The sequence below is a fragment of the Curtobacterium sp. VKM Ac-2861 genome (genome assembly GCF_013204965.1).
In the GTDB taxonomy this organism is placed as follows: Bacteria; Actinomycetota; Actinomycetes; order Actinomycetales; family Microbacteriaceae; genus Curtobacterium.
Map to the genome: position 1 here is coordinate 299476 of NZ_JABMLA010000002.1, position 12743 is coordinate 312218.

Consider the following 12743-nt stretch of genomic DNA (forward strand, 5'->3'; position numbering starts at 1 on the left):
CGGGCGGGATCAGATGTCGTCGACGGACGACGACTCGAACCGCGAGGAGATGTTGATGCCCAGCTCCTCCGCAGCGCGGAAGACCTCGTCATCGTTGTCGCGCAGGCTGACCGCCTGGCCGTCGGCCGAGAGGACCTCGACGTTCAGGCAGAGCGACTGCATCTCCTTCATGAGGACCTTGAAGGACTCGGGGATGCCGGGTTCCTGGATGTTCTCGCCCTTGACGATCGCCTCGTAGACCTTCACGCGGCCGAGGATGTCGTCGGACTTGATCGTCAGGAGCTCCTGGAGGGCGTAGGCGGCGCCGTACGCCTCGAGCGCCCACACCTCCATCTCACCGAATCGCTGGCCACCGAACTGCGCCTTACCACCCAGCGGCTGCTGCGTGATCATCGAGTACGGACCCGTCGAACGAGCGTGGATCTTGTCGTCGACCAGGTGGTGCAGCTTGAGGATGTACATGTAGCCGACCGAGACGGGCTCGGGGAACGGCTCGCCGGAGCGACCGTCGAAGAGCTGCGCCTTGCCGGACGAGCCGATCAGGCGCTCGCCGTCGCGGTTCGGGAGGGTCGAGTCGAGGAGGCCCTCGATCTCGCGCTCGTACGCACCGTCGAACACCGGGGTGGCGACCTTCGTGCCCGGAGCGGCGCTGTGCGCTGCCTCGGGGAGGGCCGATGCCCACTCCTGGATGCCCTCGACGTTCCAGCCCTGCTTGGCGAGCCAACCGAGGTGGATCTCGAGGACCTGGCCGAAGTTCATGCGGCCGGGGACGCCGAGCGGGTTCAGGACGATGTCGACCGGGGTGCCGTCGGCGAGGAAGGGCATGTCCTCGACCGGGAGGATGGTCGAGATGACGCCCTTGTTGCCGTGACGACCGGCGAGCTTGTCACCCGCGGTGATCTTGCGCTTCTGGGCGATGTAGACGACCACGCGCTGGTTGACACCAGAGCCGAGTTCGTCGTCGCCGTCCTGCGAGTCGAACACCTTGACGCCGATGATCGTGCCCTCTTCACCGTGGGGCACCTTCAGCGAGGTGTCGCGCACTTCGCGCGACTTCTCGTTGAAGATGGCGCGGAGGAGGCGCTCTTCAGCGGAGAGCTCGGTCTCGCCCTTCGGCGTGACCTTGCCGACCAGGATGTCGCCGGGGCGGACCTCGGCACCGATGCGGATGATGCCGCGCTCGTCGAGGTCGGCCAGCAGGTCCGGGCTGACGTTGGGGAGGTCACGGGTGATCTCCTCCTTGCCGAGCTTCGTGTCGCGGGCGTCGACCTCGTACTCCTCGATGTGGATCGAGGAGAGCGTGTCGTCCTTGATGAGGTTCTGCGACAGGATCATCGCGTCCTCGTAGTTGTAGCCCTCCCACGGCATGAACGCGACGAGGAGGTTCTTGCCGAGCGCGAGCTCGCCGTTCTCCGTCGCGGGACCGTCGGCGATGACCTCGCCCTGCTCCACACGCTCGCCGGCCGAGACGACCACGCGGTGGTTGTAGCTCGTGCCCTGGTTGGAGCGGTCGAACTTGCGCAGGTAGAAGGTCTGCGTGCCACCCTCGTCGAGCTGCAGGGTCACGGCGTCTGCCGAGACCTCGGAGACGACACCGGCCTTGTCGGCGGTGACGACGTCACCGGCGTCGATCGCGGTGTAGCCCTCCATGCCGGTACCGACGAGCGGCGACTCGGAACGGAGCAGCGGGACGGCCTGACGCTGCATGTTCGCACCCATGAGGGCGCGGTTCGCGTCGTCGTGCTCGAGGAACGGGATGAGCGAGGTCGCGACCGACACCATCTGGCGCGGCGAGACGTCCATGTAGTCGACTTCGCCCTTGGCGACGAGTTCGACCTCGCCACCCTTCTTGCGGACGAGGACCTTGTCGTCGGCGAAGTGGAACGAGTCGGTCAGCGGCGCGTTGGCCTGCGCGACGACGAACTCGTCCTCTTCCGAGGCGGTCAGGTAGTCGATGGTCTTCGTGACCTCGCCGTTGACGACGCGACGGTACGGGGTCTCGATGAAGCCGAACGAGTTGATCCGACCGAACGACGCGAGCGAGCCGATCAGGCCGATGTTCGGGCCTTCCGGGGTCTCGATCGGGCACATGCGGCCGTAGTGCGACGGGTGGACGTCACGGACCTCGACACCGGCTCGCTCACGGGACAGACCACCCGGGCCGAGGGCCGAGAGACGACGCTTGTGCGTCAGGCCTGCGAGCGGGTTGTTCTGGTCCATGAACTGCGACAGCTGGGACGTTCCGAAGAACTCCTTGATCGCGGCGACGACCGGACGCACGTTGATGAGCGTCTGGGGCGTGATCGCCTCGATGTCCTGCGTGGTCATGCGCTCGCGGACGACGCGCTCCATGCGGGACAGACCCGTGCGGACCTGGTTCTGGATGAGCTCGCCGACGGCGCGGATGCGACGGTTGCCGAAGTGGTCGATGTCGTCCACGTCGAGGCGCAGCTGCACCGGCTCGCCGTCACGCACGCCGTTCAGCGTGGTCTTCTCGGCGTGCAGGGACACGAGGTACTTGATCGTCGCGACGATGTCCTTGACGGTCAGCACCGAGTCGGACAGCGGGGCGTCGATCCCGAGCTTGCGGTTGACCTTGTAGCGGCCCACCTTCGCCAGGTCGTAGCGCTTCGAGTTGAAGTAGAAGTTGTCGAGCAGCGCACGCGCGGCCTCGGCAGCGACCTGCTCGCCCGGGCGCAGCTTGCGGTAGATGTCCTTGAGCGCCTCTTCCTTCGTGAGGATGGCGTCCTTCTCGAGGGTCGACTCGATCGAGGCGAAGCCCTGGAACTCCTCCATGATCTCCTCGCTGGTCAGACCCAGCGCCTTGAGGAAGACCGTCACGGACTGCTTGCGCTTGCGGTCGATGCGCACGCCCACCTGGTCGCGCTTGTCGATCTCGAACTCGAGCCACGCACCACGCGAGGGGATGACGCGAGCGGAGTAGATGTCCTTGTCGGACGTCTTCTCCTGCTGGCGCTCGAAGTACACGCCGGGCGAACGGACGAGCTGCGACACGACGACGCGCTCGGTGCCGTTGATGATGAACGTGCCGCGTTCGGTCATGAGCGGGAAGTCGCCCATGAAGACCGTCTGCGTCTTGATCTCACCCGTCATGTGGTTCATGAACTCGGCGTTGACGTACAGCGGAGCGGCGTAGGTCTTGCCGCGCTCCTTGCAGTCGTCGATCGAGTACTTGGGGTCCTCGAGCTCGGGCGCCGTGAACGAGAGCTGCATGGTCTCGCCGAGGTCCTCGATCGGGGAGATCTCCTCGAAGATCTCCTCCAACCCGGAGTGCAGGGCGAGGTCGGTGCGACCCTGCTCCTGTCCTTCTGCGAGACGGGCCTTCCAGACGTCGTTGCCGACGAGCCAGTCGAAGCTCTCCGTCTGGAGTGCGAGCAGATCAGGAACCGTGAGGGTGTCCGTGATCTTGGCGAACGAGAGTCGCGAGTGGTTGCGACCGTTCTTGGGGTTGGTGGATGCGTTGGGCGCAGCAGCCAAGGGTGTGACCTCCGTAGGCCCCGTCGGGCCGATACTGACGAGCAGCATGTAGGTGAGTAGATGATCGCTCGGCGATCCCCGCGAGTTCTTGCCCTGCGACCACGCCGACGCGTGCCTGACGCGGAACGTCGGTGCACGTGTGGGATGATCTCCGTGAGCGGGACCCGCCGCCATATACGGGTCCGGCTGCACCAGGGCGAGTTGAGCTTGTCCAACTCAGAACTCTGCGTCGACCGCAATATGACGACACGGATGCCAGGGAGCGCGAACTGCCATCATAGTTCGCGCCGAGTCGTGCTGTCCAGTCCTGGCTTGACCAGATTCGGCAGTGGCGTGTATAAGCCGCTCCGTGCCCGCGGAATTCCCGGCCCGCGCCCGGCCCGCAACGGCCCGCGTCCGGCCCGCGACGGCCCGCAACGGGCCTGCGCACCCGGCCCGCGCAGTGGACCCGGCCGTGCGCTCAGCCGAGGCGCTCGCGCTCGACGTGCCCCGCGCCTCCCGGCTGGCCCTGCAGTCCGGCCAGCGCACGGAAGGCGTCCTCGGGTCGACGGGTGCGCACGAAGGTGACGCGACCACGGTCGTCGGTGAGCTCGATCCCGAGTCCGGGGGTGAGGATCAGGGCGCGCACACCGCGACCGATCCGCAGGCCGACGCCGCCGTAGGTGCGAGCGTCCGCCTCCACGAGTCGGACGTCGGCGATGCGCCGACGTGCGATGCGCCGTGGCGGCAGCGGCCGGAAGTGCAACGTGACGTGCGAGTCGGTGACAGCGAACCCGGCTCGTGCGAGCAGCAGCAGCACGCCCGCCACGACGGCGACCAGCGCCGGAACGATGAGCGCGGTCTCCGGCGCGTCGCCGGGCCAGGCGGTCACCGCCGCGGTCAGGCCGAGGCCACCGAGGAGCAGGACCGCGCCGACGACACGCATCCAGGTGGGCGCCGCCTCGTGGTCGGCGTGGGCCGGACGGGAGGCGCGGGGCACCCGCGTCGTCCGGCTCGCGGTCGTGCGCATGGTGGCGCGGGTCGTCGGTGCGGCCGGGCGTGCGGTGGGCACGCTCATCGTGTCAGCGGTCATGTCGGGTCTCCTGCGGCTCGGCGGAGTGTTGCATCCCGTATTTTACATGACGGGTGCGATGTGATCACGGCCAGCGCGCGCGGGTGACCGGAAGGAGCACGCGGACGCGCGCCGACGGCGCGCGCGTTCGAGCGTTGGGGCGCTCGACGGCACGTCGTGGTCACGTCGGGAGGGCGGACGCGCGAGGTGTGGGGCACTGCACGCATCGACGCGGTCCCGCGTGACGACCGGATGAACAGTACGGAACGAGTCTTGGCGTCCGCTGGCCGTCCATGTGTACGCATTCACGTACCGGCCAGGACCGGTCAGCGCAGGACGCGCGCGACCGCCTCGGCGCGGGTGGCGACCCCGAGCTTCGCGAACACCTGGTTCACGTACGACTTCACCGTCGGCACGGTCAGGAACAACTCCGCCGCGATCTGCGGGTTCGTCCGGCCGGCCGCGATGCGCTCGAGCACGTCGGCCTCGCGCGGGGTCAGGTCCGGGAACCGGTCACGCAGCGCGGGCACAGCGGGTGCGGATGCCGTCGCCCCGCCGCCGGCGAGCTGCGCCACCAGTCGCGCCCCGACCGTGGCGTCGAACGTCGACTGCCCCGACGCGACCGCCCGGATCGCCGTCGCGATCTCGGTCCGTCCGGCGTCCTTCGTCAGGTACCCGCGCGCACCGGCCCGGAGCGCGGTCACGATCGACTCGTCGTCCGCGTAGGTCGTCAGCACGAGCACCGCCACCTGCGGGTGGTCGGCCACGATGCGCGCGGTCGCCGTCGGCCCGTCGGTACCGGGCATGCGGAGGTCCATCAGCACGACGTCGGGAGCGTCACGGTCCACCGCTGCGATCGCCTCGGCGCCGTCGGCGGCCTCACCCGTCACCTGCAGGTCCGGTACGAGCGACAGCACCGTCACCAGGCCGTCGCGGACGATCGCCTGGTCGTCGACGACGAGGACACGGATGGTCACGAGGCGTCCACCTCGTGCTCGGCCACCCGGTCCACCGGCAGGTGCAGCGCGACGACGAACTCGTCGTCGGACCGCTCCGCTTCGACCGTCGCGCCGCTACCGAGCTCCTCGACGCGCTCGCGCATCCCGAGCAGGCCCTGGCCGCCGCCGGTGAGCGGGTTGGCCACGACGACGTCCACGGCGTCGCCGTCACGGTTGACGGACAGCGACACGGGGCGGCTGGGGGCGTGCCGGCGGGCGTTGCTGAGGGCCTCGCGGACGACCTGGACGACGGCGGCGCGGTGCGCCTCGTCGAGTGCGGCCAGGGTCACGTCGCCCTGCACCACGATGGTGCCGCCGAACGAGCGGTGGGCGGCGACCAGGGCGGTCAGGTCGGTGCGGTCCGGCACGTGGTCGGTGCGGTCGGTGCGGTCGGCGCGGTCCGGCACGTGGTCGGTGGACGGCCGGGAGGCGCGGCTCGCGTCCGGCACGTCGGCTCCGGTGGTCCGCGTGGCCTGGTCCGGGGCCGTGGTCCGGCCCGGGGTGGTGGCGCGGTCCGCGGTCGTGGTCGGGTCGGGGGCGGCCCGGTCCGGGGCGGCGGCCCGGTCCGGGGTGGCACCGGGCTCGGCGTCCGCGTCGTCGCGGAGGGCGTGCACGGCTCGGCGGGCCTCGGCGAGGCCGTCCGCCGCCAGGGTCCTGGCCTCGCCGGCACGCTTCGTCGCGTCGTCGACCCGGCCGGCCTCGAGCAGGGCCTCGACCGCGTCGAGCTGCAGCACGAGTCCGCCCAGCGAGTGCGCGAGGACGTCGTGGATGTCCCGCGAGGCCCGGGACCGGTCGGCGAGGAGCTGCGCCCGCTGCTGGTCCCGCTCGGCCTGCCGCGCACGTTGCGCCGCGACCCGGAACTGCCGGCGGCTGAACCCGATGAGCACGCCGAGCAGCAGCCCGCCGCTCGTGCCGAGGACGAACTGGACCGAGGCGTGCTCGATCGTCGCGCAGACGGCGATGACCACCATCGCCCCCACCGCGGCCACCGCCGCGAGCCAGACCGGCACCCGGAGGTTCGCGCCGAGCAGGACGATCCCGACGATCACGGGGACGATCATGAGCGAGTCGGTCGCCACCACGGTCAGGGAACCGGCGACGACCATCACCACGCCCGCGACGACGAGCAGCTGCGGCGTCCGGCCGAACTCGCGGAGCGCCCACGCGGCGAGCGCCACCGTGCCGAGCACCCACACCCACGCGGGGGGCTGCAGCTCGAGTCCGTTCTTCACGAACCAGAACCCGACGATCACGATGCCGAGGGCGTTGAGTCCCCAGGCGGTTGCCGAACGGGACCGACCTCCGGGGAGGTCGATCGGGTCCTGTCCGCTCAGCAGGGTCACCGGACCATCATGCCGCGGGTGGTGCGGCCACTGGCGGTCCGGTCGCCGCGGTCTCCGCGGTCTCCGCGCGGGATGCGCTGGTCGATGACGACGGCGCGGGCGGCGCGGTTCAGGGCGAGCACGAGCAGGATCGCGCCGGTCGAGGTGAGCAGGTGCGCACCGAGGTGGCCGCCGAGCACGTCGAGGCCGACGCGCACGGCGATGAGCACGATCCAGAGCGACGCTCCGAGCCACCCCGTGCGGGACTGGATCGTCCGACCCTTGCTGTCCGGGGTGGCGACCGTGCGGAACCGGGTGATGGTACCCATCGTCAGGCCCACGCCGATCGTGATCAGGGCCTCGATGCCGAGGAACACGACGTCGGTCGTGGTGATCGTCGCCCCCGACTGCGCCAGGACCACCACGCCGACGATCGCCATGATCATCGGCGTGCGCCAGATGCGCGCCGGGTCGAGGTACTGCCAGGTGGCCTGGCGGTACCCGAGGAAGCCGACGAGGGCGACGCCGATCAGGACGTTGACGAGGAGCTGGACCGACATGGTGTGCCTTTCGAGGTGACCCGGCGGGACGTCCCCGACCGATGGATCCAGCCTCGTTCCGGTGCGTCCGCGGGCACACCAACCAGGGGTGGGGGCCCGGGTGGTGATCGCGGTGCCGGTCGGGTGGTGTTCGATTGACCGCATGGCTGATGCGTTCGACGGGTTCCGGATCGGTGCGGGGTACTCGGTGGTCGAGCCGGACCGGCACCGCCCCGGGTCCTTCACGCTCGTGGTGGACGGCACGCCGCAGTCGCACGTCGACCTCGAGGACCCGACCCACCTGGCGTTCGAGTACATCCGGCGGATCGGACACGCCATCGACCTGCTGCCGTCCGGCCCGGTCACGGCGCTGCACCTCGGCGCCGGCGCCCTGACGCTCCCCCGGTACGTCGCGGTGACCCGGCCGGGCTCCCGCCAGCAGGTCATCGAGCTCGAGCGCGACCTGGTGGACCACGTCCGCGAGGTCCTGCCGTTCCCCCGCGGTGCGTCGATCCGGGTGCGGTACGGCGACGCGCGCGAGGTACTCGGCAAGCTCCCCACCGGGCTCCGCGGCACGGTGGACCTGGCCGTGGTGGACGTCTTCGGCGGCTCGCAGATCCCGGCGCACGTGACGAGCATCGAGTTCTACCGCGAGGTCGCCGCGTTCCTGTCGCCGACCGGCATCGTCGCCGTGAACGTGGCCGACGGCGCGGGTCTCGCGTTCGCGCGGGGGCAGGCGTCGACGCTGCAGGCCGTGCTGCCGTCGGTCGCAGCGGTGGCGGACACCGGCATGCTCAAGGGGCGTCGGTTCGGGAACATCGTGCTGCTCGGCTCGCCGACCGACCTGCCGATCGCCGAGATGCCGCGGCGGTACTCGTCGGACCCGATGCCGGCGAAGGTCGTGCACGGGCCCGAGCTGCGGGCGTTCATCGCCGGGGCGCCGATCGTCACGGACGCGACGGCCGTGGCGTCACCGGAGCCGAACCGGAGCGTGTTCGGCGCCTGACCCCGCGGTGACGACGGGGCGGCGCGCCAGGCCGTTCCCGGGCACTCGGCGGGTGCGGCTGTCAGGATGGTCTGAACGACCGCGCAGGTGCGCGACCGAGCGATGGGATCCCCTGATGACGAACGACGACCGGAGCAACCAGGACCGGACGGGCGACGGCCAGGCGCCGAGCTGGGGCGGAGCCCCGCAGCAGCAGCCCGCCGCCGACGCACCGCGGTACGGCGAGCGGAGCGACCCGACGCCGCAGTACGGGCAGTCCGCTCCGCAGTACGGCGAACAGCAGAACCAGTACGGGCAGCAGCAGCAGTACGGGCAGCAGCAGGACCAGTACGGCCAGCAGCAGCAGTACGGCCAGCAGCCGTACGCCGCGGCGCCCGCGAGCTCCGGTTCGCCCGCATGGCAGAGCTACGAGGAACCGAAGGCCAAGAAGAAGACCGTCGGCGTGATCGCGTTCGTGGTCGGCCTCGCCGCCCTGGTCGTGGGAGCCATCGGTGGGTACCTGTTCGGGCAGTCGTTCGGCGCTTCCGACGCCTTCCGCGACTCGATGCAGAACAGCGGAGCGACGCCGAGCGACGCGCAGATCACCGAGCTGATGACCTCGTCGAACGTCATCACCGGGTCCCTCATGTTCTACCTGGGCACGGCCCTCGGCCTGTGGGCGATCGTGCAGGGCATCATCGCTGCCGTCACCAAGCGTGGCCGCGGTTGGGGCGTCTTCGCGATCGTCCTCGCCGTCGTCGCGCTCATCGTCTTCGTCGTGGCGGTCGGGGTCGCTGCGGTCGCGGCGAGCGGGATGTCCTGATCCGCTGAGCCCGTCCGGAACGGCCCGTCGTGCTCCAGCACGGCGGGCCGTTCTGCGTCCACCGGCGCGAAGCCTGAGCGCGTCGCACCGGCCGCTCCCGGCAGAGCGCGGCTACCCTCGAACCGATGTCCCTCCCGCCCGACGACCGTCAGCAGCCCGACCCGTCCGACCCGTCCCGTGAACCGCGCCACGCGGCTCCCGTGACGGCCGGGGTCAGCCCGGGCAGCACCTTCGCGCCCATCAGCCTGCGGCCGGCGGTCGACGTCGACGCCGTGCACCAGCGTCTGCGCGACCTCGGTCAGAGCCGCAGCACCGAGGCGCTCGCGGAACGCGCCGAACTCCTCCGCCTGCTCGGTCGTCTCGACGAGTCACTCGTCGTCGCGGAGGAGGTCTTCCGCCTCGCGATGTTCACGGGCGAGCGTCAGGACAAGGTCGCCGCCCGGATCCGGCGCGCGCACATCCTGCACGACCTGGGTCGCCACGAGCGTGCCGCGACCGAGGCCGCCCTGGCCCGCGACACCGCCGCGACCGAGGAGTGGCCGGAGCTCGAGGGGGCCGCCGCCGAGATCGAGGGGTGGTCGCTGTTCGAGAACGACCGCTTCGAAGAGGCCCGCGCCGCACTGTCCCGCGCCTACCAGGCGTTCCGCCAGGCCGGTGCCCCGTCCGAGCGCACCGACGCCCTGCGCACCGCGGTCGAGGCGGCGATGCGTGCCTCGATCACGCACCCCGCCGAACCCGCCGACAAGCCGCGGACGGCCCGCGAGGTCGCCGCCCGCCGTGCCGAGGACGACGAACCGACCATGCGCGTCGCCGAGCCGGTCAAGCAGGTCCCGCCGATCCGCCGCCGGGTGCTCGGGGCGCCGGACGCCGCGCGCACCGAGGCCGACGACATCTGGGGACGGATCGCCGCACGGGCAGCCAAGAAGGGCCAGGCCGACCCCCGCGCCGACCAGTGACCGCACTCGAGACGGTCCGTTCCCGAGCCGAGGCACTCATCACCGAACACCTCGGCGCGGGCTCGTGGGCCTTCGGGTTCGACCACGCGAAGACCCGTGCAGGACAGTGCGACTTCGCCCGGAAGCGCATCACCGTCAGCCGGCACCTGGCGACACGGTTCTCGGACGACGACGTCGAGCAGGTCCTGCTGCACGAGGTCGCGCACGCCCTCGCCGGAGCACGTGCGGGCCACGGCCCGAAGTGGAAGCGGACCGCGTCCGCCATCGGGTACACGGGTTCGCGGCTGCACGACGGCCCGATCGCCAGCGAGCTCGCACCGTGGATCGGGACCTGCCCCGCCGGACACGAGCACTTCCGCTACCGGACGCCCACCCGCCAGCTCGCCTGTGCCCGGTGCTCCCGCCGGTTCGATCCCCGCAACGCCATCGTCTGGCGGCGCCGGAGCGAGGCTGACACCCCGTCGACGGTGGCCTCGACTACCGCATGAGTCCGTCCGCGCGCGGAGGCGCGCCGGTAACCCGTTAGCCTGGACGGATGCACACGGGGCAGCACATCCGCACGGACGCCGGATCCACCTGGTTCTTCGACGCCGGTCGGATCGCCCTGGACTTCGCGCACACCGGTGGGTTCGCCGACGACCCGGACGGCCGACGCCCTCGATCGCAGCTCGGTGAGCTGCTCGCGAGCCCGGCGGACCTGGACGAGTGGCTCAGCGACCACACCGAACCGATCGACGTCGGGGCGAGCGCGCGCGAGCTGCAGGACGCACGCGCGCTCCGCGCGGCGATCGCCCGACTCGCCGTCGCCGCGGCCCCCGGCCCGGCGACCACCGCGGCCGAGCGCACCGCCGTCGCGGCGGGCCTGCGTGCCGGGACCGGCCGCACGCGCCCCGCGCCCGACGACATCGACACCGTCAACCTGTTCGCCGCCCTGCCGGACGTGCCCCCGAGCCTCCCGGGTGGCCGACGACGTGCCGGAGCGAACCGCGTCCGCCTGGCCCAGGCACTGTCCAGCGTCGCGCGCGACGCCGTCGCGCTGTTCACCGAGGTCGGCTTCGACGACGTCGAGGCTGACGGCCGTCCGACGCGTCTGAGCCGCTGCTCGGCGGACGACTGCGCGCTGGTCTTCTACGACTCCTCGCGGGGCGGGACACGCCGCTGGTGCTCGATGCAGCGCTGCGGGAACCGCGCCAAGGTCCGTGCGCACCGCGCTCGGCGCGCGGCGGTCTGACCACCCTCCGACCAGCCGTCAAGGCAGCGCGAAGAAAAAGATTCGGCGCACCGAATTCTCTGGCATGCTGGTGCCGTGACCGACACCGCCGCAGCCAGGACCACCGAGGAACCCACGGGTACCCCGAGGCGCCGCGCCGCCGGCCTCACCCTGCTCGGCCCGGCGTTCGTCGCGGCCATCGCCTACGTCGACCCCGGCAACGTGGCGGCCAACCTCACCGCCGGGGCGAAGTACGGCTACCTGCTCCTCTGGGTCCTGGTCGCCGCGAACGCGAGCGCGGTCGTCGTGCAGTACCTTTCCGCCAAGCTCGGCGTCGTCACGGGCAAGTCCCTCCCGGAGCACCTCGGCCTGCGCATGCGTCGCACCCCGAGGCTGCTGTTCTGGGGGCAGGCCGAGATCGTCGCGGCCGCGACCGACATCGCCGAGGTGATCGGCGGCGCGCTCGCCCTGCACCTGCTCTTCGGCCTGCCGCTCGTCGCCGGCGGGCTCATCACGGGTGTGGTCTCGATGCTCCTGCTGACCCTGCACAGCCGCCGCGGGACCCGCACGTTCGAAGCCGTCGTCACGGCGATGCTCGCGATCCTGACCGTCGGCTTCTGCGCCGGACTGCTCTTCGCGCAGGTTTCCCCCGCCGAGCTCGTCAGCGGCCTGGTGCCGCGGTTCGAGGGCTCAGAGTCGGTGATGCTCGCGGCCTCGATGCTCGGCGCGACGGTCATGCCGCACGCGGTCTACCTGCACTCGGCGCTGGCCCGCGACCGGCACGGCGACGTCCCCGCCGGCCCGGAGCGCCGCCGCGTGCTCGTCGCGACCCGGTGGGACGTCGGTCTCGCGCTGGTGGTCGCCGGCGGAGTGAACATCTGCATGCTCGTCCTGGCCGCGGCGACCCTGCCCGGCGTCGCCGGCACCGACTCGATCCCCGGTGCCCAGCGGGCGATCGCCGACCACGTCGGGCCCGTCGTCGGGGTGCTGTTCGCGGTGGGGCTGCTGGCGTCGGGGCTGGCCTCGACCTCGGTCGGCTGCATGGCCGGCGCCGAGATCATGAAGGGGCTGCTGCACGTCCGGATCCCGCTCGTGGCGCGGCGTGTGATCACCCTGGTGCCGGCGATCGTGCTGCTCGCGATCGGTGCCGACGCGACGATGCTGCTGGTGGTGAGCCAGGTGGTGCTGAGCTTCGGGATCGCCTTCGCGATCGTCCCGCTGGTCGTCTACACGTCGCGCCGCAGCATCATGGGCTCGGAAGTGAACGCCGCGACCACCCGCGTGGTGGCGTGGGTGATCGCGGCGGTCATCGTGGCGCTCAACGTCGCGCTGATCGTGCTCACGGTGACGCAGTGAGCGCC

At 71.2% G+C, this 12743-nt stretch carries 11 protein-coding genes; 6 read left to right on the top strand and 5 right to left on the bottom strand.

The features are described from left to right. Positions 1 to 9: 9 nt before the first annotated feature. From rpoB to HQQ88_RS06245, 5 genes are all read right to left on the bottom strand, one after another. Positions 10 to 3498, bottom strand: coding sequence for a DNA-directed RNA polymerase subunit beta (rpoB, locus tag HQQ88_RS06225; protein ID WP_111083490.1), 3489 nt, complete (start codon positions 3496 to 3498; stop codon positions 10 to 12). 460 nt (positions 3499 to 3958) lie between these two features. Then, a complete protein-coding gene (locus HQQ88_RS06230) occupies positions 3959 to 4570 on the bottom strand; it encodes a hypothetical protein (protein ID WP_173168947.1) in 612 nt (203 codons plus the stop codon). Positions 4571 to 4875: 305 nt separating this feature from the next. Next, positions 4876 to 5526, bottom strand: a complete 651-nt coding sequence (locus tag HQQ88_RS20095; protein ID WP_131877677.1) for a response regulator transcription factor — start codon at positions 5524 to 5526, stop codon at positions 4876 to 4878. Beyond that, positions 5523 to 6890: a histidine kinase gene (locus HQQ88_RS06240; RefSeq protein WP_173168948.1), complete on the bottom strand. Its 1368-nt coding sequence runs from the start codon at positions 6888 to 6890 to the stop codon at positions 5523 to 5525. The genes HQQ88_RS20095 and HQQ88_RS06240 overlap by 4 nt, the downstream gene beginning before the upstream one ends. Continuing rightward, entirely contained in the window at positions 6887 to 7429 is a 543-nt protein-coding gene (locus HQQ88_RS06245) for a hypothetical protein (protein ID WP_123293102.1), read from the bottom strand. The genes HQQ88_RS06240 and HQQ88_RS06245 overlap by 4 nt, the downstream gene beginning before the upstream one ends. A 142-nt stretch (positions 7430 to 7571) precedes the next feature. On the opposite strand from HQQ88_RS06245, the gene HQQ88_RS06250 reads away from it, so the two are divergent. The 6 genes from HQQ88_RS06250 to HQQ88_RS06275 all read left to right on the top strand — a co-directional run bounded on the left by HQQ88_RS06250 (position 7572) and on the right by HQQ88_RS06275 (position 12738). Continuing rightward, positions 7572 to 8414, top strand: a complete 843-nt coding sequence (locus HQQ88_RS06250) for a spermidine synthase (RefSeq protein WP_173168949.1) — start codon at positions 7572 to 7574, stop codon at positions 8412 to 8414. A gap of 115 nt (positions 8415 to 8529) precedes the next feature. Next, positions 8530 to 9216 (top strand): hypothetical protein, encoded by a 687-nt coding sequence (locus tag HQQ88_RS06255; RefSeq protein ID WP_173168801.1) that lies wholly within the window; start codon positions 8530 to 8532, stop codon positions 9214 to 9216. A 125-nt stretch (positions 9217 to 9341) separates the two neighbouring features. After that, positions 9342 to 10172 carry a hypothetical protein gene (locus HQQ88_RS06260; RefSeq protein WP_111083497.1) on the top strand — a complete coding sequence of 277 codons (831 nt, stop codon included), beginning with the start codon at positions 9342 to 9344 and terminating at the stop codon, positions 10170 to 10172. Then, a complete protein-coding gene (locus HQQ88_RS06265) occupies positions 10169 to 10660 on the top strand; it encodes a SprT-like domain-containing protein (protein ID WP_131877685.1) in 492 nt (163 codons plus the stop codon). Before HQQ88_RS06260 ends, HQQ88_RS06265 begins: the two co-directional genes overlap by 4 nt. A gap of 47 nt (positions 10661 to 10707) precedes the next feature. Next, positions 10708 to 11403, top strand: coding sequence for a CGNR zinc finger domain-containing protein (locus tag HQQ88_RS06270; protein ID WP_111083499.1), 696 nt, complete (start codon positions 10708 to 10710; stop codon positions 11401 to 11403). 75 nt (positions 11404 to 11478) lie between these two features. After that, positions 11479 to 12738: an Nramp family divalent metal transporter gene (locus tag HQQ88_RS06275; RefSeq protein WP_173168950.1), complete on the top strand. Its 1260-nt coding sequence runs from the start codon at positions 11479 to 11481 to the stop codon at positions 12736 to 12738. Positions 12739 to 12743 lie beyond the last annotated feature (5 nt).